The following is a 21799-nucleotide window of genomic DNA, read 5'->3' as shown; positions in this document are numbered from 1 at the left end:
AAGCAAGCCGGTAGCCGTTGATTGAGGCGAGGGCGAGGGGCTTCCCGCGCCCTCGGCCCGTGCGGTGCTTCAGATTTCACTCAGGCAAAGAAAAACCCGGCTGCGCATGATGCGAGCCGGGTAGTGCAGAGGAGAAGTCTTTCGCGATCAGCGCGCCCGGCGCCGCTCCGAAGCGGGCTGGTAGGCGATGCGCGAATGGTAGGCGCAGTAGGGGCCGTTCTCGCCGGCTTCGTTGCCGCAGAAGCTGAATTCTTCCGACAGCGGGTCGCCGTTCGGCCATTTGCACGTCGTTTCGGTGAGCTGCACCAGCTCCAGCTTGCGCGAGATCGGCACAACCACGTCCGAAACCGGACGGATATAGGTCTGGGCCACCGGCTCCTGGTCGAACTGCGCCTGAAGCGCGGTTGCGCCGATGGACACCGTGGTTGGCCGCGTGGCGCGCGGACGACGCGTGGTGGTCGTCGTCGTGGTCGGCGCTGCGGTGGCTGCCTTCTTCTGGCGCGTGCGCGGGCTCGTTGCGCGACCGCGGCTGGAGAGTTTGAGGCGGTGCACCTTGCCGATCACGGCATTGCGGCTGACGCCGCCAAGCTGGGCTGCGATCTGGCTTGCGCTCAGTCCTTCCGCCCAAAGTTTCTTTAAGGTTTCGACTCTTTCGTCAGTCCAGTTCATCGGGACACGCTCCTGTCCAGCGTGCGGAATCCGAATCCAGTCTCGCTCAGCCAAAGCCGAGGGAGCACCATATAATCATGGTAGAAGTGGTCCGCCGCACAAAATGTAGTCTTTTTGCTTGACCAGAAACTACCTTATCGTCTGACTCCGTGACAAGAGTCCTTACCGTAAGCTGATTCGCTTTTTAGGGTTTTCCCCAATTTGCTGGTTTTCGGTGTCACCTGGCTGTCGTGCCGCGTGCGTTGACACTTATGCGGAAACAACCGATAAATCCCGTAGTGCCGCCCTTGGGGCGGCATTTTGATTTCATCCTTCTGCACGCGCGTCCGCGCGAGGCAGGAACCAATTCTCAGGCTCAGCGGAGACCGTGTGGATGCGTGAATCTGCGCTTTATGGAACTTATGCCCGTCAACCCCTCGCATTCGAGCGCGGCGAGGGCTGCTGGATCGAAACGGCTGATGGCGAGCGTTATCTCGATTTCGCTGCCGGCATTGCCGTCAATTCACTGGGGCATGCGCACCCGCACCTCGTAGAGGCGCTGACGGAACAGGCCGGCAAGCTCTGGCATGTCTCCAATGTCTATGAAATTCCCGGTCAGGCCCGTCTGGGCGAGCGCCTTGCAGAGAGCAGCTTTGCCGAGAAGGTGTTCTTCACCAATTCGGGCGCAGAGGCGCTGGAATGCGCGATCAAGACGGCGCGACGCTATCACCATGTGAACGGCCAGCCCGAGCGTATCCGTATCATCACGTTCGAGGGCGCGTTCCACGGTCGCACGCTCGCTACCATCGCTGCCGGCGGACAGGCGAAGTATCTTGAAGGTTTCGGCCCCAAGGTCGAAGGTTTCGATCAGGTGCCGTTCGGTGACGAAGATGCGCTCTTAAAGGCAATCGGCCCGGAAACGGCGGCTATCCTTGTGGAGCCGATCCAGGGTGAGGGCGGTGTGCGCCCGGTTCCCAATGCCTTCATGCGTCGTCTGCGCGAGCTTTGCGACCGGCACGGTCTGCTGCTCATCCTTGATGAGGTGCAGAGCGGCGTCGGGCGCACGGGCAAGCTGTTTGCCCATGAATGGGCCGAGATCACGCCGGATCTGATGGCGGTTGCCAAGGGCATTGGCGGCGGCTTCCCACTCGGCGCTTGCCTTGCCACGGCCGAGGCTGCCAAGGGCATGACGCCCGGCACCCATGGCACGACGTTTGGTGGCAATCCGCTCGCCATGGCGGTCGGCAATGCTGTGCTCGATGTGGTGCTGGAGGACGGTTTCCTCGAAAACATCGCCGCGCGCGGCCTCCAGCTCAAGCAGGGGCTTGCCGCCGTTGCCGACGCGTTCCCCGATGTGATCGAGGGTATTCGCGGTGAAGGTCTGATGATCGGCATCAAATGCAAGGTGCAGAACCTGCGCCTTCTGGAAGCCCTGCGCGACCAGAAGATGCTGGTGGTGCCGGCCGGCGACAATGTGCTGCGTCTGTTGCCGCCATTGATCGTGACCGAAGACGAAATTCGCGAGGCGGTGAAGCGCATTCACGATGCCGCTGCCGCGGTGAACGCGACCGAAAAAGCCGATGCTTGATAAAACCAGGGAGACGGGCATGGCCAGCGGTCTTCGCCACTTCATTGATCTTTCGACCGTGGACGCGCAGGACCTGCGTTTCATGCTGGACGATGCGCGTGCGCGCAAGGAGCGTCTGAAAGCCGGCGAGCGCGAGAAGCCGCTCGAGGGTAAGGCGCTTGCCATGATCTTCGACAAGCCGTCGACGCGCACCCGCGTGTCGTTCGATGTCGGCATGCGTCAGCTGGGCGGCGAGACCATCATGCTGACCGGCGCGGAAATGCAGCTTGGCCGCTCGGAAACCATCGCCGACACGGCGAAGGTTCTGTCGCGCTATGTCGATGCGATCATGATCCGCACCACGGCGCATGAGCGCCTGCTGGAACTGGCGGAAAACGCGACGGTCCCGGTTATCAACGCCCTGACCGATGATACGCATCCCTGTCAGATCATGGCCGATATCCTCACATTCGAGGAGCATCGCGGCCCGGTGAAGGACAAGCTGTTCGCCTGGACCGGCGACGGCAACAATGTTCTGCACTCGCTCATCGAGGCATCGGCGCGCATGGATTTCCGTCTCAACATCGCGGTGCCGAAGGGCAGCGAGCCGGACGCGAAATATGTCGAGTGGGCGCGCGCCAATGGTGGCCGCATCACCTTCACCAAGACCGCAGAAGAAGCGGTGGCGGACGCCGACTGTGTCGTCACGGACACCTGGGTTTCGATGGGCCAGGAGCATCGCGCACGCGGTGGCAACGTGTTCATGCCCTACCAGGTGAACGAAGCGCTGATGAAACACGCCAGGTCCGACGCGCTGTTCATGCACTGCCTGCCGGCGCATCGCGGCGAAGAAGTGACCGACGAGGTTATTGACGGCCCGCATTCAGTGGTGTTTGACGAGGCTGAAAACCGTCTTCACGCACAGAAAGCAGTCCTTGCATGGTGTTTAACCCGGTGACGAGCGAAGCGAGAAAATTGGGCGAGTTCGGCTTCGCCGGCGACGATCACGTCGTGCCCTTCGATGTGGAGCCTCTGGATGTGCGCGGCCGCGCGGTCCAGCTCGGGCCGATGCTCGACCAGATTCTCGCCCGTCACACCTATCCCGAACCGGTGGCGCGGCTGCTTGCCGAAGTGATCGTGCTCACGGTGCTTCTGGGCAGCTCGCTCAAATTCGAGGGCAAGTTCATCGTGCAGACCCGTTCCGACGGGCCGGTGGACATGCTGGTTGCCGATTTCGCGACGCCGAGCTCGGTGCGCGCCTATGCGCGGTTCGATGAGGACCGTCTGGCGCAGGCCGTGGAAGCGGGCAAGGATTCGCCTGAAGATCTGCTCGGTGCCGGCGTTCTGGCGCTGACGGTGGATCAGGGCTCGGACATGCAGCGCTATCAGGGCATCGTCCAGCTCGACGGCACCAATCTCGAAGACGTGGCGAAGACCTATTTCCGCCAGTCCGAACAGATCCCGACCGAGGTGCGGCTTGGCGTGGCCAAGATGGTTCTGCCGGGCGCCGATGGCGGCCAGGAACACTGGCGCGCGGGTGGCGTTCTCCTGCAGTTCCTGCCGGCTTCGCATGAGCGCATGCGCGGCGCGGATCTGCACGGCGGTGACGGCGACGAGAACCATGACGGCTCGACGCATCCCGAAGATGATGCCTGGCAGGAAGCGCGCATGCTGCTTTCCACGGCCGAGATGACCGAGCTGGTCGATCCCACCGTGGGGTCGGAGCGGCTTCTCTATCGCCTGTTCCACGAGCATGGCGTGCGTGTCTATGAAGGCACGAACGTGCTGGACGACTGCTCCTGCTCGCGCGACAAGATCAAGGCGGTTCTGGACGGTTTTACGCCGGAAGAGCTGGCTGAGAGCACGGATGAAGGCTCCATCCGTGTGACCTGCGAGTTCTGCTCGACGGAATACGTGTTCGACCCCGCCGACTTCAGTTGATCCGTGCGGCCGCGCCCGGCAGGTCGAGCGAAAAGGCCGGGATGTCCACATCGAAGAATGCACCATGCGGACCGCGCATGGTGTAGCGTCCGACCATGATGCCCGAGGGTGCCGTAAGCGGGCACCCGGAGGTGTAGGTGTAACTGTCGCCGGGCTGCAGCACCGGCTGTTCGCCGACCACGCCCTCGCCACGCACTTCCTGCACCCGTCCCGTTTCATCGGTGATGTGCCAGTAGCGCGAAACCACCTGAACGGTTTCGGGCGAATGGTTGGTGATGGTGATCCGATAGGCCCAGACGAAATGACGGCTTTCCGGGTCCGACTGGGACGACAGATAGCTGGGCTCGGCGCACACTTCGATGGATTGGGTGACGGTTCGATACATTGGGGCAAGCTCTTGCTGGACGCGCCACGCGAGCATCGCGTTGCGCGTCTTCATGAAAGACCGCGACTATAGCAGAAATTACGGCAGAGCTCATGGCGTCTTCGCTCAGGAAGGCCCCATAATGCTCCCCAGTGACGCTCTCCATAACGTTCCCATGACGCCATTGTGAGCGGCATGAGAGCAGGAAAGACGCTAATCATGGGCCGTTCAGCAGGGAAACAGTGGTGAAACATGCTTGACGGTTGGGCGCACCGAAAGATCGATCCCGGATTGTCGGCCATGGCGACGCAGCTCGCGGCGGCGGGAGTGCGCGCGAACGCCATCACTTATGCAGGTCTGGTTCTGGGGCTGGCGGCAGCGGCGGCCATCGCATTCGGCGCTTATTGGGCCGGACTGGCGCTTGTTCTCGCCAGTCGCCTGTGCGACGGGCTGGATGGCGCTGTGGCGCGCATCAATGGCAAGACAGATTTCGGCGGCTATCTCGACATTGTGCTCGATTTCGCCTTCTACGGCGCGGTGCCGCTTGGCTTCATCATTGCAGATCCGGAGGCCAACGCCATTGCCGGCGGGGTGCTGCTTCTTGCGTTCTACGTCAATGGGGCGAGCTTTCTCGCCTATGCGGTGATGGCCGAAAAACACCGTCTCAAGAGCAGGGCGCGGGGCGAGAAATCGCTGTTCTTCACCACGGGGCTTGCCGAGGCCAGCGAGACGCTGGCCGTGTTCGTGGCCATGTGCCTTTTCCCGCAATGGTTCGCGATCTTTGCCTACGCCTTTGCTCTCATCACGCTCTACACGACCGTGTCGCGCATCGTTCTGGCGGCAGGCCGGTTCGGCTGAACCGGCCTGGAGCGCGGGGCTGAGGTTTAGACCGCGTCCAGCGCGCGCTCGACATCGGCGACAAGGTCGTCGCCGTCTTCGAGGCCCACCGAAAGGCGCAGCGTGCCATCGCCAATGCCAAGCTCGGCGCGCGCCTCGTCCGACAGGTTCTTGTGGGTCGTCGTGGCGGGATGCGTGATGAGGCTCTTGGCATCGCCCAGATTGTTGGAAATCTGGAAGATTTTCAGCGTATTCTCAAACGCAAAGGCTTCCTTCTTGCCGCCCTTCAGTTCGACGCAGAGAAGCGTCGAGCCACCCTTCATCTGTTTGGCGATGATGTCGGCCTGCGGGTGGTCCTTGCGGCCGGGATAGATGACGCGCGCGATCTTCGGATGCCCGGCGAGCAGATCCGCGATGCGGCCGGCGCTCTCGGTCTGCTGGCGCACGCGCAGCGGCAGTGTCTCCAGCCCCTTGAGCAGCGTCCAGGCGTTGAACGGCGAGAGGCTCGGCCCGGTGTGACGGAAGAAATCCTGCAGGTGCTCGTCCACCCACTCCCGGTCCGAAAGCACGACGCCGCCAAGGCAACGGCCCTGACCGTCAATATGCTTGGTGGCGGAGTAGACGACCACGTGTGCGCCAAGCTCCAGCGGCTTTTGCAGGAGCGGCGTGGCGAACACGTTGTCGACCACCAGTCGCCCGCCGATTTCGTTGGCAAGTGCGGCGACACCGGCGATGTCGGCCACTTCCAGCGTCGGGTTGGTCGGGCTTTCGAGGAAGAACAGCCTGGTATTGGGCCGCACGGCGGCTTTCCAGTTCTCAAGCTTTGCGCCATCGATCAGCGTGGTTTCGATGCCGTAGCGCGGCATCAGCGTCTCGACCACCCAGCGACAGGAGCCGAACAAAGCGCGGCCGGCGACCACGTGATCGCCCGCCTTGAGAGAACAGAGAAGGGCGGCGGTGACGGCAGCCATGCCGGATGACATGGCGCGGGCTTCTTCTGCACCCTCCAGCGCACACATGCGGCGCTCGAACATGTCCACGGTGGGGTTTGCATAGCGCGAGTAAACGAAACCGGGCTCTTCGCCCTTGAAGCGCGCCTCGGCGGCTTCCGCGCTGTCATAAACGAAGCCCTGAGTCAGATAGAGCGCTTCTGAGGTCTCGCCGAAATGCGAGCGGGTGACCCCGCCATGCACGAGGGCTGTCTGTGGTTTCCAGTTGTCTTCGAAATGATCGGTCATCGCTTCTTTACCCAACAAAAAAACCGGCCGCGAAAAGTCGCATGCCGGTTCGTCCATCGAGCGCGGCCTTTTAGCGACTTCTTTAACGTGGCTGCAAGCCGACCGGCCAAATCACCACGGGATAAAGGTCCATTAGACCCTCAAGCGCCTTGCGTCAACGACAAGCGGCGCTAAACCTCGTTCAATTAAACCCTGTGCAAGGAGAAGGGGCGTTGGCAAAAGCGGGAATTCTGCCGGACAAGGACATCGCGGCACTGTTCGACAACGGGGCGCTGGCCTCGGCCCGCCCACTGGACCCTGACCAGATCCAGCCGGCCAGTCTCGACCTCAGGCTTGGCGCTGTGGCGTATCGCGTGCGCGCCAGCTTCCTGCCCGGTCCCAACCATCGCGTTTCGGAAAAGCTCGACCGGCTCAAGCTGCACGAGATCCAGCTGGGCGAGGGGGCGGTTCTGGAAACCGGCTGTGTTTACATCGTGCCGCTTCTGGAAGGGCTCGATCTGCCGGATGGCATCTCGGCTTCCGCCAATCCGAAAAGCTCAACCGGCCGGCTCGACATCTTCACGCGCGTGATGACCGACAATGGCCAGGAGTTCGACAAGATCCCCGCCGGCTATTCCGGCCCGCTCTACATGGAGGTGAGCCCGCGCACCTTCCCCATCGTTGTGCGCACCGGCTCGCGCCTGTCGCAGATCCGTTTCCGCACCGGCAAGGCGCTGCTTGATGAAAGCGCGCTTTCTGACCTGCATGCGCGTGAAACGCTGGTCGCGGCGGAAGAGCCGAACATCACCAAGGGCGGCATTGCGCTTTCGGTGGATCTGAGTGGCGACGCAAACGGGCTGATCGGCTACCGCGCGAAGCATCACACGGCGCTGATCGACGTGGACAAGCGCGACCAGCACGAGGTTGCCGATTTCTGGGAACCGCTCACCGGCGATGGCGCTGGCGGCCTGATTCTCGATCCGGACGAGTTCTATATTCTCGTGTCGCAGGAGGCGGTGCATGTGCCGCCTTTCCATGCCGCCGAGATGACGCCTTTCGATCCGCTGGTGGGCGAATTCCGCGTTCACTATGCCGGCTTCTTCGATCCCGGTTTCGGCCATTCATCGGCAGGCGGCACCGGCAGCCGCGCCGTTCTGGAAGTGCGCAGCCACGAAGTCCCGTTCATTCTCGAACATGGACAGATCGTTGGCCGGCTCGTTTATGAGCGGATGCTGTCGCGGCCGAGCGCGCTCTATGGCGCGGACCTGAAGTCAAACTATCAGGGCCAGTCGCTCAAGCTCTCCAAGCATTTCCGGATGCGCTGATCGTTCCGATCAGCGCTCCACCTTCTGCTTTTCGGCATTCATCGCCTGCACTTCTTTGCGCAGGGCGCGGATTTCATCGAGGATGACTTCCTGCTCGGCCTGTAGCGCCGTGCGCTCTGCCGATGCTTCCTCATCATGCTCGGCCTGCATGGCCGAGACGATGATGCCGATGAAGAGGTTGAGCACCGTGAAGGTGGTGGAGACGATGAAGGGGATGAAGAACATCCAGGCAAGCGGATAGACTTCCATCACCGGTCGCACGATGCCCATCGACCAGCTTTCCAGCGTCATGATCTGGAACAGCGAATAGGCCGAATGACCGATCGTGCCGAACCAGTCTGGGAAGGATGCGCCGAAAAGCTTCGTCGCCATCACGGCGAACACATAATAGACGAGGCCCAGAAGCAGCATGATGGAGCCCATGCCGGGCAGCGCCGCGACAAGGCCGCCAACGACCCGGCGCAGCGACGGCACCATGCTGACCAGCCGCAACACACGCAGAATGCGCAGTGCGCGCAGCACCGAGAGGCCGGCCGTTGCCGGCACCAGCGCGATGCCCACGATCAACAGGTCGAAGATGCGCCAGGGATCGCGGAAGAAATTCTTCTGGTAGACCGCGAAGCGCGCCATGAGTTCCAGCACGAAGACGCCGAGGATTGCCCGGTCGATCGTCAGCAGCAGCGGGCCAAGGGCGGCCATGGCGCGCTCTGAGGTTTCGAGCCCGAGCGTGACGGCGTTGATGACGATGAGGACGGTGATGACCGCCTCGAAACGGCGGGATTCAATCAGGCTCTTGAGCGCTTGCACGGTGTGGTGATCCGGTTGGTGAATTGCATTATGCGGGGCGGCTGACAGGTGGGGTGGAAATGTGTCTGCGTCAAGCCGTCATAAACGGCTCGTTTTGAAACGAAAAGGGCTGTCCGCTGTGCGGGTCAAGAGAGTGAGCGGGATGGTGCGCCATCTCCGAATTCGCCCCCGCATGCAAAAGGGGACGTCCCGCAGGACGTCCCCTTTCTGATCTGCGGCGGTGGGCAATCAGCCGATGGCCTGGCCATCTTCGCGCCAGACCGCGATGACCGCCGAGCGCGGCTTGCCGTTTCCGTCCGGCCAGTTGCCGCCCGGATGCTGGATGCCGACAAAGGCGACCTTGCCGTCCGGCGACCAGCTGAGGCCGGTCACTTCCGCGCCGTTCGGCGCTGTCAGGAAGCGGGCGATCTCGCCGGTTTCGGGATTGCCGACCAGCATCTGGTTGTTGCCCTGGCCAGCGAACTCGCCTTCATTGCTGTCGTCGCCGTCGGTCTGGATCCACAGCATGCCATCGGAGGAGAAGGCCATACCGTCGGGCGAGTTGAACATGTTGCCTTCGTTGACGTTTTCCGAGCCGGCATAGACGTTGTCGTAGACGGTCGGGTTGCCGGCCATGACGTAGAGATCCCAGGTGAAGCCGTCTGCGCCGTGGTCTTCGCCAGCCGGGCGCCAGCGCACGATCTGACCGTAATTGTTGGTCTCACGCGGGTTGGGGCCGCCCACCGGCTGTTCATCACCACCGGCATTGGCCTTCACGCCACGGTTCTTGTTGTTGGTGAGGGCGCAATACACCTCCACGCGCAGCGGGTTTGCGGCAACCCATTCAGGGCGGTCCATGGTGGTCGCGCCGACCTTGGAGCCCGCCATGCGCGAGAACACCAGAATGTCCGCCAGTTCCATGCCCGTGCTTTCCGGGGTCAGCGGCAGCCACTCGCCGGTCATGTCGTCATTGAACTTTGCGACATACAGCGTGCCGTTCGACAGCAGGCCATCGGTCGGCTGGCCTTCGGCCCAGCTCTTGTCGGAGACATATTTGTAGATGAACTCGCCGCGCTCGTCGTCGCCCATATAGACCACGATGCGTCCGTCGGCGGCCTGCACCATCTCGGCGTTCTCGTGCTTGAAGCGGCCGAGCGCCGTATGCTTGACCGGGGTGGAGGACGGGTCGAGCGGGTTGATTTCCGTGACCCAGCCATGGCGGTTCGGCTCGTTGGGCTCTTTTGCGAGGTCGAAGCGCTCTTCAAACTTTTCGTAGGCGTAACGGCCTTCGCCGCCGATGCCGTAGCGCTTTTCGCCTTCGGTGGCTTCACGCTCGGCGGTCGCACCGAAATAGCCATTGAAGTTTTCTTCGCAGGTCAGATAGGTGCCCCAGAGCGTCTTGCCGGAGCCGCAATTGTTCATCGTGCCCTTGGGCGAAACGCCTTCAGGATCTGCGTTGGTCTTGACCAGATCGGAGCCGGCGGCGGGGCCGTCCATGGTCATCTGCGTTTCATGGGTGATGCGACGGTTGTAGGGGCTGTCGAGCACGACTTCATAGCCGTCGCCGCTGTCGGCGATCTCGAGCACGGTGACACCCTGCATGTTCTTGAGAAGACGCACTTCATCGGCGTTCTGCGGCATGCCTTCGGAGGCGGCCGGCAGGTTGATTTTCGGATTCACATATTCCGAGTTGATCGCGAGGATCGTCTTGTCGCCGTCGACGAAGGTTTCCATGCCGTCGGTGTTTTCACCGAACACCTTGTCGGACATGTCGACGGACACGCCCGTTTCCGGCGAATAGGCGCCCTCGGCTTCCTTGAAAAGCGGATCGCCCCAGCGCACCAGCGTCTTCCAGGCGTAGCCTTTCGGGACGTGAATGTCGTGGTCGGTGGCGATGCCAATCGGCTCGAACGCGAAGGCCGAGACTTGCGCCTTTGCGGAGGTGGTGGAGGAGAGAACTCCGCTGCCCATCACGGCTGCGGCAGAGCCGAAGGCAAGCACGCCGCCCAGAAAGCCACGGCGCGAAATGGCGCGCTCGACAACCGCATCGAAGCCATTGGCATCGGGGCGGGGATCGCGCATTTCATCGAATTCATCCCAGGAGAGATTGACGATATCCTGCTTTTTCATGACGGCATTCCTCTGGCTTTGTGCTGGACCGAGCCGACCTGTCTCGGCAAATGCCCAGACTCCTAGCGGAGGCGTGCGACGGTGATTTGACAGCCGGTGGAAAGTCGCGGGCCTGAGGGCCTCAACCCCGGCCAGTCGGGCAGGTTTTTGGCCGGAGAAAAGTTTTCAGCGCTCCAGCCGGTCGATGAACCACTGTGTCAGACGGGTCCAGACTTCGTCTTTCTCTCCGGCATCCTCGCAGCCGTGATCCAGATTGGGATTGTCGTTGACCTCGATGACGTGAATGCCCTCCGGTGTCGCCTTGATGTCGACGCCGTAGAGACCGCTTCCGATGCAGCGGGCGGCGCGCACTGCGGTATCGAGAACGTCAGCCGGCGTTTCGGTCAGTCGGAACGAGCGGAAGCCCCCTTCGTCGGGACGGCCCTGCCGCTCGTGATTGACGATCTGCCAGTGCTTCTTCGCCATGAGATACTGCACGGAGAAGAGGGGCTCGCCATCGAGAACCCCGATGCGCCAGTCAAACGCGGTCGGCAGAAACTTCTGCGCGATGAGAAGATCGGAATCTTCCAGCCATTTCATCGCCAGTGTTTTCAATTCGGCCATGTTCGAGGCCTTCTTCACGCCGCGCGAAAACGAGCTGTCTGGCGTTTTGAGCACCAGCGGAAAACCCAGCAGGTCAGCCGCGCGTTCAAGATCGGCGGGGCCGGCAATCATCACGGTCGGCGGAACCGCCACGCGGTGCGTTGCCATCAACTCGTTCAGGTAGACCTTGTTGGTGCAGCGGATCATCGAGAGAGGATCGTCGATGACCGGCATCCCTTCCTGCTGCGCACGGCGTGCAAACCGATATGTGTGGTTGGAGATGGACGTTGTCTCGCGGATGAAAAGGGCGTCGAAATTCGCCAGCCGCGGCAGATCCTTCCGGGTGATCGGCTCCACCTCCACTCCCATCCGGGCAGCAATGCGCGACCAGTGCTTCAGCGAGGTCACGCTCGATGGCGGCAGTTCCTCGCGCGGGTCGATCAGCGTTGCGAAACTGTAGCGTGCCGGAACGCGGGTGCGGCTGTCGCGCCACTGCCGGCTGGTATAGCTGTGCAGGGAGGCGGTGAAGCGTTCTTTCTCCTCCGCGCTCATGCGCGATAGCGGGCGAAAGCCGATGCGCGTGATCGTCGCCCATTCTCCGTCCTTGATGGCGACTTCGAGCGCGGGGGCGCGAAACCAGTCGAACAGGAGTTTTGCAAAACGCTCCCAGCCCCTGTCGGGACCAATGCCAAAGAACACGCTGACGCTTGCAGGAAAGACGCCGCCTGTCTCCGCCCGGCAGCGATTGAGCGCCTGCTCCAGTTCGGGAAGTGCGTTTTCATAGAGTTTGCGCGCCGACAGGTCGATCATGGTTTCGACCGAGGGAATGACGCGATGGCCGCGAGAGCTCGCCAGCAGCGATGCATAATATCCGCGGCTTTGATAGGCGTAACTGGACGACAGGTTGATGATTTTCGGCCGCTGGCCCCGAAACAGGGCTGGATGCGCCAGGTAATCGCGATTGGTGATGATCTTGTAGGGGGTGGCGGTCTCGTCGAGGTCGCCTTTCTTGCCTGTCAGGATGACCCAACTCATCTGGGGCCGCTCTCCGTGTTGAAAGCGCGCAACGCCTTTTCGTAGCGAAGCGCGCTCATGCCGTCTTGATAGTAATTCTCGTATCGGCCGAATGGGTGATAGCCGGCGCGCTGATAGAGCCGGATCGCCCCTTCATTGTCTTCCCGCACTTCCAGCCGCACCGCGCGCAGGCCCCTGTCCAGCACCCGGCGTTCGAGCTCCAGAAGCAGAGCCGCCGCCACGCCCCTGCCGCTTTCGGCAGGATCAACCGCGATGGAATAAAGCCGCGCAATGGTGCTGGTGCGCCGGGTCAACGCCAGCGCATAGCCAATGATGCGCCCGTCTTCCTCGGTCGCACAGATGATGGCGCTCTTCGCCTCCATCAGGCGTCTCAAGGAGCGGCGCGACAGCCTGTCGCCGGGGAACGCTGCATTCTCAATCGCAAGCAGCGCTTCGAGGTCGCGCGCATGTGGCGTTCGAATATCAAAAGGCATGCCACCGTCGCCCTGACGCGAAAAATGTGCCTGTGCGGTCAAGACCGTCCGCAGGGTCCGGCAAGGCGTATTTGATGCGAAGACATTCCCCGGAATGGAAATGCAAAGTGAGAACCTCGAAATGACCGCGCTGGCGGCCTGGGCCCGGATCAGTGAACAGGCCGCATCTTACGCCTTCTCACTTCTCCGCGCCATCGTTTCTCATCGATGCGAGACCGATTGTGCGAACCTGGGTGGTGCGGTTGTTGTTGGTCAGGTTGAAAAGCGAGATGCCGCTCCGGCGAGGCGGGGGACGTTGCATCAATGCCTGGGAGTGGGCTTCATGTAACGGCCCGGACCGGATGGATACCGTGCGGTGCATCCCCGTGCATGAGATGAACCGCATGTATGCATGCATGATGAGTTGGCTTTCACGCTTGCCGATGAGCGCGCGGTGATCGTCGCCAGCGATCAAAAAAGCAAAATTGTGCATCCTCTGGACTCTGAGGTTGCGCCGTATATTGTTTAATTAGCCGTTTATATTAGCGAAACCGTGTTGCGCCTTGGGGGTGGCACCGGTTCAGGCCGGAGGGAGGGGTTAGATGTCCAGAAACCGCAGCAGTCGCGTGTCCGGTCTGAGGTTTGACAGAGGGCGCAACGCAACGGGGGCATTGCTCCTTTCCGCGCTGTTCCTGATGGGCGGTTCTGCAAACTCGGTCGCTCAGGACATGCCGCCGCCGGCGGTGGTCGTGGAACCCGTTGCATTGGTGGATGTCGGGGAGACCGCTGTCTTCAACGGTCGCCTTGAGGCGGAGAAGCGTGTGGCCATCAGGCCGCGTGTCGCAGGAACCCTGGAGAGCATCGATTTTCAGCCGGGTGATCGGGTGAACAAGGGCGATATCCTTTTCCAGATTGATGATGACCTTTATGCCGCCGCCGTTAAAGAAGCGGAAGGCGCTGTGCGGTCTGCAGAGGCGCTGCAAAAGTCTGCCGAGCTTGAAAGGGAGCGGCAGGCGGAACTGGTCAAGCGGCAGGCCACGTCGCAGGCCATGCTGGACAACGCAGTTGCAAATCTCGGCAATGCCGATGGCGCGCTCATTCGGGCGCGTGCGGCTCTGGAGCGGGCGGAGCTCAATCTCTCTTACACCAGTGTGGAAGCGCCTTTTGCGGGGCGTCTTAGCGCTGCGACAGTTGATGAAGGTGCGCTCATCGGTCCTGAGGGCGGCCCCCTTGTCGCGCTCACGCAGCTCGATCCGATCCACGTGATCTTTCCTGTGCCAACCGCGATCTATCGTGACTATTCCGAGCGCGTTCAGGCAGGGGAAGCCAGCACCAAAGCGTCTGTAAACCTGGTGCTCGCAAACGGGTCGGAGTATTCGCTGCCGGGAGATCTCGACTTCATTGAAAGCACGGTCAGTCCCGGCACGGACTCGATCAATCTCCGCGCGCGCTTTGACAATGCCGATGGCGTTTTGCTGGATCAGGAACTGGTTCGCGTCGTTCTCGCGTCAAGCGAGCCGGAACCCCAGCTCACTGTGGATCAGCGCTCCGTGCTTCACGATCTGAGCGGCACCTATGTGATGGTCGTGAATGGCGAGAATGTCGTCGAGCAGCGCAGGGTCGAGATCGATCGAACCGTTGGCGGGCGTTCCGTTATCAGAACGGGGGTCACAGAGGGTGAGAATGTGATCACGGATGGTCTGAACAAGGTTCGGCCAGGAATTGTGGTGGATGCAGCTTTAGCTTCGGGGAGCTGATCCATGATTGCCAATGTATTCATCTCCCGGCCGCGCCTCGCTGCGGTCATATCGATCGTACTTTTCCTGAGCGGTCTGCTCGCTCTGGCGCGCATGCCCGTCGAGCAGTTTCCCGATATCGTTCCGCCGCAGGTTTCCGTGATCGCCAGCTATCCTGGGGCGGGCGCGGAAGTGACCGAGCAAACGGTTGCGCAGATCATCGAAGACAAGGTCACCGGTGTCGACGACATGATCTACATGCAGTCGACGTCTGGCGCGGACGGGACGTACATCCTGTCCGTGAGCTTCGAGGTCGGCACGGATCCGGATATCGCCACCGTCAACGTGCAGAACCGCGTGGCTCTGGCAGAGCCGCTTCTGCCGGCGGAAGTCAATCAGATCGGCGTGCGCGTTGCCGCGAAGTCGACGTCCCTGCTGATGGGCATAACGCTTTATGCAAGCGACGATCAGGTCACCGGCGAAACGCTGACCAACTATGCCCGCATCAATCTGATTGATCGTCTGAAGCGCGTTCCGGGCATCGGCGATGCGTCTCTATTTGCGCTTAACCAGTTCTCCATGCGGGTCAATCTCGATGTCGACAGGCTGGCTGCGCTGGGGCTTGTGCCGGCGGATATCATCGCTGCCCTTCGCACCCAGAATGTTCAGGCTGCTGCCGGCAGGGTCGGCGGGCAGCCGATGACGGACGATCCCAGTCTGCAGCTGAATGTCACCACGACCGGCAGACTGAGCGATGCGGAGGAGTTCTCGAGGATCATCATTCGCTCCAATCCGGATGGCTCGGTCGTCCGGGTCGGTGATGTCGCCGATGTCCAGCTTGGCGCGCAGAATTCCGATGTTTCGGCCAGCTACAATGGCGTGGCTGCGACGATGATCGGCATTTATCTCGCCCCCGGCGGCAATGCGCTCAACGCTGCCAACAACATCAAGGTGATCCTGGAAGAGGCCGCAGCCGATTTCCCCGATGGCATCAAATACGACATCATTGGCGATAGCTCGGAGTTCGTTCAGGACAGCATCACGGCTGTTGAGCACACACTGATCGAGGCCTTCATACTCGTCATCATCGTGGTGTTTGTCTTCCTTGGCAGCTTCAGGGCCACCATCATTCCTCTGGTGGCGGTTCCCGTCGCTCTTGTCGGCACGTTCTCTGTCATGCTGGCAATGGGTTTCTCCCTGAACACGGTTTCGCTTCTTGCGCTTGTTCTCGCGATTGGCATCGTGGTCGACGACGCTATCGTGGTTGTGGAAGCCGTCGAAGCCAAGATGGAGGAGAACCCGGAAATGTCGCCGGCGGATGCGGCGCGGGCTGCCATGGGGCAGATCACGGGCGCAATCGTCGCGATCACCCTGGTGCTTCTGTCGGTCTTCGTTCCGGTCGCATTCATCCCCGGTATTTCGGGGCAGTTGTTCCAGCAGTTCGCGGTTGCAGTTTCCGTTTCGATGGTGATTTCGGCCGTGAACGCGCTCACGCTGTCTCCCGCGCTGTGCGCCATCATCCTGAAGCCGCATCACGGGCCAAAGCGCGGCGTCATGGGCTGGCTGTCCAGGCAGATCGACACGACCCGGAATGGCTATGCCCGGGTCGCCGGTGCAATCGCCCGGCGCGCGGTTCTGGGGATCGTGCTTCTGGTGGCGGCCGCTCTTTTGACCGGCTACCTGTTCAACAAGACGCCGACCGGCTTTCTTCCTGCCGAGGATCAGGGCTCGTTCCTCGTTGAAACGCGGTTGCAGGAGGCGGCTTCCGTCAATCGCACGGCCGCTGCCCAGCGCCGCGTGGAGGACATGCTGAAGGGGCTGCCGGGTGTCGAAAGCGTAACGAGTGTTGTCGGTTTCTCGATCCTGGATGGCGCGGCCAAATCCAATGCGGCCTTTGCGCTGGTCTCGATGGAGCCTTTCGAGGACAGGACGACGGCAGAAACGACCGTGTTCAGCGCGATCGACGCGGCCAATCTCTATGGGCTTTCCGAACGTGAAGCGCAGGTGCTCGCGTTCAATCTTCCGCCCATCATGGGGCTCGGGTCGGGCTCTGGATTTGAGCTGCAGATTACGGATACGCAGGGGCGCTCGCCCGCTGATCTGGCGGCTGTTGCGCGGGCCGTATCCGTTGCGGCCAACCAGCATCCGGCCCTGTCGCAGGTCTACACGACCTTCTCTGCCGAGAGCCCGCAGCTCTTCCTGGATATTGACAGGGAGCGGGCCTATTCGCTGGGCATCCGCGTGAGCGATGTATTCGCCGCGCTGCAGGCCACGCTGAGCAGCGCCTATGTGAACGACTTCAATCTGTTTGGCCGCTCCTGGCAGGTGCAGGTCTCCGCCATCGAGGAGAACCGAAACTCGGTCGATGACATTGCGCGCATTCAGGTGCGCTCATCCACGGGCGAGATGGTGCCAATCGGAGCCTTTTCCAAAGTGAGCTATACGGTCGGGCCGCTGGTCCTGAGCCGGTATAACAATCTGCGGGCGGCCAAGATCAGCGGAAACCCCGCACCGGGTTACTCCACTGGTGACGCTCTTGCGGCGATGGAAGAGGTGGCCGCCAGTTCACTGCCCGCCGGTTACGGGTATGAATGGACGGGAACCGCGTTGCAGGAGAAACAGGCATCCGGACAGACGGCCGTCATCCTCGCCATGGCTGTCCTTTTCGCCTACCTGTTCCTGGTCGCGCTTTATGAGAGCTGGACCATTCCGGTGCCTGTTCTGCTGTCCGTCGTGTTTGGCGTGCTTGGCGCGGTAATCTCTCTGCTTCTGGCTGGGCTGCCGTTCAACGTGTATGCGCAGATCGGCTTGATCGTGCTCCTCGCGCTGGCTGCCAAGAACGCCATCCTGATCGTCGAGTTCGCGAAGGATCGCAGGGAGCAGGGTGCGAGCATCCTTGATGCCGCGATTGAAGGGGCAGGCGCGCGGTTCCGTGCGGTGATGATGACGAGCTTCGCCTTCATCGCCGGCCTGATCCCGCTGGTAACGGCGGAAGGTGCGTCAATGCTCAGCCGCCGCGCCGTGGGAACCGGGGTGGCCGGTGGAATGCTTGCGGCGGCAGCCGTTGGCATCTTCGTCATTCCCGCTCTCTATGTCGTCTTTCAGACCATTCGCGAGAAGGTCAAGCGGGTTTCGCGTTCGAAGCGTGAGGCATCCTGACATGCGTCTCCGGATTCGAACAATTCCAGGAAAAGTGGAAACCGGCTTTCCGCCCGGAATTGCGCAAACGATACATTAGAGCGTTTGCGCGTTTCAACGAGAAGCGGAAACGCCCGACATGCGTGCCCTGTTGAACGGCCTGTGCCGACGGAGGCCGGGTCTCCGCCAGCATCAGGCGTTCAAGGGAAATCGCACCGGCGTGGGAAGCTGGTTCCCGCCGAGGCTTCCATTACGCAGGCTCCTGCGGAATGGCTCTGTCCCGCACGGTCATCCCCTTTAGCTGACCGAGTGAACCCGAAAAGCTCTCCGCATCGTCAAGCGCTCTGGCCAGAATGATGGCGCCCTGAATGCCGGCGATTATGCCGTTCGCCCTGCGATCTGCCTCCTCTGCATCGAAGCCGACGCCTTCAAGCGCCCTGCGAAGAGCTTCAATCCATCTGGCAAAATAGGTTTTGACCTCGCTGGCAAAGCGGTCGCGTGTTTCTTCCAGCGCGAACGCGCCCACCAGGCATATGCGCCGGCCTGAATCGAAATAATCCTCAACCGCAGCGAACATGCTGGCCAGTGCGGTCTCTGGATCCTCTTCTTCCAGCGGAAGGAAGATGTTGTTCTCGAACCAGCCATGAACATCCGCCAGCACCGCCGTCGCCATTTCTTCTTTCCCGCCGGGGAAGAAGTGATAGAGGCTTCCCTTGCCGAGCTTTGTGTGCTCGGTGATGCGGGCAACGCTCGCGCCGTCATATCCGTAGCGCCGAAACACTTCCGCCAGCACCGGAATGACATCGCTTCGCTCAGCCACCAGTCGGGCCATCAGTTCTTCTCCATGGGATAGGGCGTGCCGTTCGCCCGGTGGAACAGCGTGGCCGCGCCCACCAGCATGGCGGCCCCGGCAAGGGTCGGCATGAAAAGGAAGTCCCATTCGGGATCGCTGGAAAATACCACCAGCGGATCTGCGCCTGCCGGCGGATGCGTAACCCGCAATGCGGCCATGACCGCAATTGCAAGCCCCACTGAAATTGCGGCCGCCCACCACTCGTTCGGAAACGCCATCCTCAGAGCCAGCCCCACCATGGTCGAGAGTACATGTCCGCCGATAACGTTGATCGGCTGCGACAGCGGGCTCGCCGGCACCGAAAACAGAAGGACACAGCTTGCGCCGAACGGGGCCATGATGAGCGGGGCATTCGCATAGACACTGAGCGCGCCCACCGCGCCAATGGCCAGAAGCCCGCCGATCCCGGCCATTATGACGGCCTTGGCGGGTTGAGCGGGTTGATGACGCGTAAAAAATGTAAGCATAGTCACTTCACTGTAATGATAGGTATTGTCTGTACCGTTCAGTACAGAGAGTCGCGTGGTTTGCCAAGGGCCTATGTTGGCAATTTCCTCGATCTTTCCGTCGGCCTCTTCCAGCCGACGCCGCACCGGCCCGTAATGCAAAGGGCCAAGGTCTTTTGGGCGCGCTGGCGGTCGATGAGCGATCACCACCCCGATCCGTCGTCCAGCAGGAAGATCGCTCGCCGATCCGCACTTCGGCCATCAGGGCAGACGCGCGCCCCCCCCCCCACACACACGCTTGAGAGCTTTGACAGGGAGGCTTGATGCGGCGTATTTGGACGGATGAAAATATTTGTAATTATATGCGGTTTTCTTTTCGTCTCCGCTTCTGCGGTGGCTCTATACGCTTGGGCCCGCCCCCACGAAATAAGGCACTACACAGAGAGTGAGCTCGTAGGGCTGAGTTGCGCGGAAATTTCTGAGAAGAACGAAGAAATTATATTCGCATATCATGATGCTTCAATTGAAGAATTTAAAAGAGCGGGTTCATTTGAGGGCGGGGTCGGACTTCCAGAAGAAGATGTTTTGCCATTCATCATTTTGATGAAAAAGGTGATTCAGGATAATGATTTAATGGGCCTCGATTTATCCAGGCCATTTTTCCATTCTCCGTCTGTTTCGACGCCGAAAATTCATTCTGAATTTTACGCTGAAATAACGAGTGTTTGTGCGAAAAGCCCCTCGCGGGATGCCATCGAAGCGATGATGCAGGCCGCAAAGAACCTCAAGCTGGCGCGTGCGCCGGAAAACTCATAGAGGCCCGTTTGCAATGGGGCGTTCCTGATGGTGGTCCCCGACAGGAAGTTCGGTGCTTCTGCCTAGGGGCCTGACCCTAATCCGGGATATGTGAGTAGACCGTGTTTCGGGATACGCCCAGCTTGCGTGCAGCGAGCGCGACGTTCGAATTGCATTGCCGAAACACGCGATTGATTTCCTGACATTTCGCTTCGCGCGCCGGGTTTCCGTTACAGCGTGAACAGGCCTGCCCATCGATCTCGGATTGTCCGAGGTGGCGCTCGACATGCTCCTCGCGAATAACCCCCACAGGGCACTGCACCGCCAGAACACGAAGCTGGTTCGTCAGGTCTTTGAGGTTCTGGGGGCGTTTGAACTTCTTCAGGGCTTCGAGTGCAGTGTTCGACAATCGGTGCCCCGGGGAGATTCCGGCCAGGATAAACGAGGCGATCTGGGCGAAATCAGTCCGGTCGGACAACGCCGGCAGATGGACCGCCATCTGGGTGAGGTGGGAAAACGCCATCTTTACATGAGACGGCCAGTCTCCCTGTCTGGCTGCGCCGGCATCGGCAGTGGAGATGATCACCCAGCCCGGCCCGTTCTTGAGCTGAAGCAGGCGATTGGTGACCTGTGCGAGTTTTTCCGCCGCGCCACCGTGGATCAGCGCAAGCTGCTCAAGCAGCAATGTGCCACCGGACCGCACGGAGAATGTCTGCGCGTCGCTGTCGCCATTGCCGAGAATATCGGCCATGAGACGTTCGGCCTCGCCCAGCGCATTTGCCGTGCGGCAGTCGACCACGATCAATGGCCGGTCCTTGTGGAACTCGTCGTGAACCGTCTGGGCGAGGGTCGTTCTGCCCGTACCCGGAGCGCCGACAATGGAGAACGGTGAGCCAAGTCGTGCGGATCGAACCGCCAGACGCAGGCTGTTGTGAACCTGATCATCGCGAAACACCGGTGCGTCGGACACGTTGGTCATGCTGAAGACGGCCGGTACGGAGAGCGCGATGGCGCGTTTCGCGCCTGATGCGCCAGAGTGCCGGCGGGTCATTCTGATCCGCGCAAAATAGGTCGAGTTCAGCCAGTCCACGAGCCGGATCACTTCACCACTGGCCATCGGCTTTAGAGCCGCACCGAAGCCGCCCCGGAAGAGGTCTGCAAAGGCATTCACCGTGCCAAGCTCCAGGCCCTGCAGAATTTCTCCGGCGCGGCGGTTAACCCCGGTGATCCTGCCGTCGTCATCGGCGCTGATCATGCCGACACTCTGCGTCGTCAGATACTCTTCGCGTGGATGAAACTGAATGATGTGATCGCCGCGATGCTCGTCGACGAACAGCCGGTTTTCGATGTTCGTGGCCGCAAGGGAGACGAGCGCCTGGGTATGAAACTGCCGCGCGGCAACTTCGGACGAGGCGTCGAGGAGGCCGACGATCTGCCCCTGACTGTCGAAAATCGGAGCGGAAACGCAGGATACTTTCCCATGCTTGGCAAAGAAGTGTTCGCCGCCGGTGACCATGCTTGTCTCGCCGGTGTGCAGCGCCAGTCCGAGCGCATTCGTGCCGCGCAGATCCTCGCGCCAGATGGACCCGACCCGAATGCTGCTGGAGCACTCGGATGCATCGAACTCGCTGTCCATGATCGCATCCAGCACGACGCCGTCGCCGTCGGCGAGAGCGGTCATGTAATTGGTGCCGGCGATCTGGTTGCTCAGAAGCTCAAGCTCCGGCCGGACAAGCGCGATCAGTCTTTCGTTTCGCTGCCGTGTTTCACGCAGCTCCTGATAGGAGAGAACGGCGTTCACCGGGTCTCCCAGTGGATTGAGCCCACTCGAAAGGCAGCGATGCCAGCTATCGGCAATCGCTTCGGGAACAGCGCCATGCGCAAACACGCCCTTCGCCTCAAGCGATGCGCGCGCCTTCATGAATACAGATTGCACAACGTCCTCCC

The 21799-nt window shown here is 61.2% G+C and carries 19 protein-coding genes and 1 riboswitch; of the genes, 8 read left to right on the top strand and 11 right to left on the bottom strand.

Translation table 11 applies throughout. The annotated features are described in order from the left end of the window. Nucleotides 1-147 precede the first annotated feature (147 nt). Entirely contained in the window at nt 148-669 is a 522-nt protein-coding gene (locus AC4PTT_RS18180) for a GcrA family cell cycle regulator (protein WP_297561166.1), read from the bottom strand. A 373-nt stretch (nt 670-1042) separates the two neighbouring features. Between AC4PTT_RS18180 and AC4PTT_RS18175 the strand changes: the two genes are divergently transcribed. The 3 genes from AC4PTT_RS18175 to AC4PTT_RS18165 are packed head-to-tail and all read left to right on the top strand — an operon-like array spanning nt 1043 to nt 4156. Continuing rightward, nucleotides 1043-2236, top strand: a complete 1194-nt coding sequence (locus AC4PTT_RS18175) for an aspartate aminotransferase family protein (RefSeq protein WP_492161814.1) — start codon at nt 1043-1045, stop codon at nt 2234-2236. 19 nt (nt 2237-2255) lie between these two features. Next, nucleotides 2256-3173, top strand: a complete 918-nt coding sequence (argF, locus tag AC4PTT_RS18170) for an ornithine carbamoyltransferase (protein WP_113154010.1) — start codon at nt 2256-2258, stop codon at nt 3171-3173. Next, nucleotides 3155-4156, top strand: coding sequence for an Hsp33 family molecular chaperone (locus tag AC4PTT_RS18165; RefSeq protein ID WP_206544505.1), 1002 nt, complete (start codon nt 3155-3157; stop codon nt 4154-4156). The genes argF and AC4PTT_RS18165 overlap by 19 nt, the downstream gene beginning before the upstream one ends. On the opposite strand, the gene apaG is transcribed toward AC4PTT_RS18165, so the two are convergent. After that, nucleotides 4149-4541 carry a Co2+/Mg2+ efflux protein ApaG gene (gene apaG, locus AC4PTT_RS18160; RefSeq protein ID WP_113154011.1) on the bottom strand — a complete coding sequence of 131 codons (393 nt, stop codon included), beginning with the start codon at nt 4539-4541 and terminating at the stop codon, nt 4149-4151. The genes AC4PTT_RS18165 and apaG overlap by 8 nt on opposite strands. Before the next feature lie 231 nt (nt 4542-4772). Here apaG and AC4PTT_RS18155 point away from each other — a divergent pair, with 231 nt between their 5' ends. Then, on the top strand, nt 4773-5378 hold the full coding sequence (locus AC4PTT_RS18155) for a CDP-alcohol phosphatidyltransferase family protein (protein ID WP_299940522.1): 606 nt from the start codon (nt 4773-4775) through the stop codon (nt 5376-5378). Between the two features lie 26 nt (nt 5379-5404). On the opposite strand, the gene AC4PTT_RS18150 is transcribed toward AC4PTT_RS18155, so the two are convergent. Beyond that, nucleotides 5405-6595, bottom strand: a complete 1191-nt coding sequence (locus AC4PTT_RS18150; RefSeq protein WP_492161813.1) for an O-succinylhomoserine sulfhydrylase — start codon at nt 6593-6595, stop codon at nt 5405-5407. A 50-nt stretch (nt 6596-6645) separates the two neighbouring features. After that, nucleotides 6646-6723: riboswitch (SAM riboswitch) on the bottom strand. An 84-nt stretch (nt 6724-6807) separates the two neighbouring features. Here AC4PTT_RS18150 and AC4PTT_RS18145 point away from each other — a divergent pair. Next, on the top strand, nt 6808-7899 hold the full coding sequence (locus AC4PTT_RS18145) for a 2'-deoxycytidine 5'-triphosphate deaminase (protein WP_113154013.1): 1092 nt from the start codon (nt 6808-6810) through the stop codon (nt 7897-7899). A gap of 9 nt (nt 7900-7908) precedes the next feature. Here the strand turns inward: AC4PTT_RS18145 and AC4PTT_RS18140 are convergent, their stop codons facing one another. From AC4PTT_RS18140 to AC4PTT_RS18120, 5 genes are all read right to left on the bottom strand, one after another. After that, nucleotides 7909-8706 carry an ion transporter gene (locus tag AC4PTT_RS18140; RefSeq protein WP_206548677.1) on the bottom strand — a complete coding sequence of 266 codons (798 nt, stop codon included), beginning with the start codon at nt 8704-8706 and terminating at the stop codon, nt 7909-7911. 228 nt (nt 8707-8934) lie between these two features. Further along, nucleotides 8935-10815: a PhoX family protein gene (locus AC4PTT_RS18135; RefSeq protein WP_206544509.1), complete on the bottom strand. Its 1881-nt coding sequence runs from the start codon at nt 10813-10815 to the stop codon at nt 8935-8937. 165 nt (nt 10816-10980) lie between these two features. Next, nucleotides 10981-12432 carry a RimK family ATP-grasp domain-containing protein gene (locus AC4PTT_RS18130; RefSeq protein ID WP_492161812.1) on the bottom strand — a complete coding sequence of 484 codons (1452 nt, stop codon included), beginning with the start codon at nt 12430-12432 and terminating at the stop codon, nt 10981-10983. Further along, the gene (locus AC4PTT_RS18125; protein WP_113156148.1) at nt 12429-12905 is read right to left on the bottom strand and encodes a GNAT family N-acetyltransferase; all 477 of its coding nucleotides are present in this window, start codon (nt 12903-12905) and stop codon (nt 12429-12431) included. Before AC4PTT_RS18125 ends, AC4PTT_RS18130 begins: the two co-directional genes overlap by 4 nt. Before the next feature lie 178 nt (nt 12906-13083). Further along, nucleotides 13084-13377 carry a hypothetical protein gene (locus AC4PTT_RS18120; RefSeq protein WP_492161811.1) on the bottom strand — a complete coding sequence of 98 codons (294 nt, stop codon included), beginning with the start codon at nt 13375-13377 and terminating at the stop codon, nt 13084-13086. 109 nt (nt 13378-13486) lie between these two features. Between AC4PTT_RS18120 and AC4PTT_RS18115 the strand changes: the two genes are divergently transcribed. After that, nucleotides 13487-14641 (top strand): efflux RND transporter periplasmic adaptor subunit, encoded by a 1155-nt coding sequence (locus AC4PTT_RS18115; protein WP_492161810.1) that lies wholly within the window; start codon nt 13487-13489, stop codon nt 14639-14641. A gap of 3 nt (nt 14642-14644) precedes the next feature. Continuing rightward, nucleotides 14645-17779: an efflux RND transporter permease subunit gene (locus AC4PTT_RS18110; protein WP_492161809.1), complete on the top strand. Its 3135-nt coding sequence runs from the start codon at nt 14645-14647 to the stop codon at nt 17777-17779. Between the two features lie 229 nt (nt 17780-18008). Here AC4PTT_RS18110 and AC4PTT_RS18105 read toward each other — a convergent pair whose 3' ends face one another. Together AC4PTT_RS18105 and AC4PTT_RS18100 are read right to left on the bottom strand one after the other, a co-directional pair. Then, on the bottom strand, nt 18009-18590 hold the full coding sequence (locus AC4PTT_RS18105; protein ID WP_492161808.1) for a TetR/AcrR family transcriptional regulator: 582 nt from the start codon (nt 18588-18590) through the stop codon (nt 18009-18011). After that, entirely contained in the window at nt 18590-19024 is a 435-nt protein-coding gene (locus AC4PTT_RS18100; protein ID WP_492161807.1) for an HPP family protein, read from the bottom strand. Before AC4PTT_RS18100 ends, AC4PTT_RS18105 begins: the two co-directional genes overlap by 1 nt. A gap of 375 nt (nt 19025-19399) precedes the next feature. On the opposite strand from AC4PTT_RS18100, the gene AC4PTT_RS18095 reads away from it, so the two are divergent. Continuing rightward, nucleotides 19400-19873: a hypothetical protein gene (locus AC4PTT_RS18095; protein ID WP_492161806.1), complete on the top strand. Its 474-nt coding sequence runs from the start codon at nt 19400-19402 to the stop codon at nt 19871-19873. Nucleotides 19874-19949: 76 nt separating this feature from the next. Here the strand turns inward: AC4PTT_RS18095 and AC4PTT_RS18090 are convergent, their stop codons facing one another. Further along, entirely contained in the window at nt 19950-21788 is a 1839-nt protein-coding gene (locus AC4PTT_RS18090) for a sigma-54-dependent Fis family transcriptional regulator (protein ID WP_492161805.1), read from the bottom strand. Nucleotides 21789-21799 lie beyond the last annotated feature (11 nt).

The organism is Nitratireductor sp. WH36-1 (assembly GCF_058725515.1).
This window is presented reverse-complemented; position numbering and strand designations above follow the sequence as displayed.

Excerpts from the sequence above, each read along its gene's own strand:
- AC4PTT_RS18175 (WP_492161814.1), top strand. The coding sequence starts at position 1,043 with ATGCGTGAATCTGCGCTTTATGGAACTTATGCCCGTCAACCCCTCGCA.
- argF (WP_113154010.1), top strand. The coding sequence starts at position 2,256 with ATGGCCAGCGGTCTTCGCCACTTCATTGATCTTTCGACCGTGGACGCG.
- AC4PTT_RS18150 (WP_492161813.1), bottom strand. The coding sequence starts at position 6,595 with ATGACCGATCATTTCGAAGACAACTGGAAACCACAGACAGCCCTCGTG.
- AC4PTT_RS18110 (WP_492161809.1), top strand. The coding sequence starts at position 14,645 with ATGATTGCCAATGTATTCATCTCCCGGCCGCGCCTCGCTGCGGTCATA.
- AC4PTT_RS18105 (WP_492161808.1), bottom strand. The coding sequence starts at position 18,590 with ATGGCCCGACTGGTGGCTGAGCGAAGCGATGTCATTCCGGTGCTGGCG.
- apaG (WP_113154011.1), bottom strand. The coding sequence starts at position 4,541 with ATGTATCGAACCGTCACCCAATCCATCGAAGTGTGCGCCGAGCCCAGC.
- AC4PTT_RS18095 (WP_492161806.1), top strand. The coding sequence starts at position 19,400 with ATGAAAATATTTGTAATTATATGCGGTTTTCTTTTCGTCTCCGCTTCT.
- AC4PTT_RS18130 (WP_492161812.1), bottom strand. The coding sequence starts at position 12,432 with ATGAGTTGGGTCATCCTGACAGGCAAGAAAGGCGACCTCGACGAGACC.
- AC4PTT_RS18120 (WP_492161811.1), bottom strand. The coding sequence starts at position 13,377 with ATGCACAATTTTGCTTTTTTGATCGCTGGCGACGATCACCGCGCGCTC.
- AC4PTT_RS18135 (WP_206544509.1), bottom strand. The coding sequence starts at position 10,815 with ATGAAAAAGCAGGATATCGTCAATCTCTCCTGGGATGAATTCGATGAA.
- AC4PTT_RS18125 (WP_113156148.1), bottom strand. The coding sequence starts at position 12,905 with ATGCCTTTTGATATTCGAACGCCACATGCGCGCGACCTCGAAGCGCTG.
- AC4PTT_RS18165 (WP_206544505.1), top strand. The coding sequence starts at position 3,155 with ATGGTGTTTAACCCGGTGACGAGCGAAGCGAGAAAATTGGGCGAGTTC.
- AC4PTT_RS18155 (WP_299940522.1), top strand. The coding sequence starts at position 4,773 with ATGCTTGACGGTTGGGCGCACCGAAAGATCGATCCCGGATTGTCGGCC.
- AC4PTT_RS18100 (WP_492161807.1), bottom strand. The coding sequence starts at position 19,024 with ATGGCCGGGATCGGCGGGCTTCTGGCCATTGGCGCGGTGGGCGCGCTC.
- AC4PTT_RS18180 (WP_297561166.1), bottom strand. The coding sequence starts at position 669 with ATGAACTGGACTGACGAAAGAGTCGAAACCTTAAAGAAACTTTGGGCG.
- AC4PTT_RS18115 (WP_492161810.1), top strand. The coding sequence starts at position 13,487 with ATGTCCAGAAACCGCAGCAGTCGCGTGTCCGGTCTGAGGTTTGACAGA.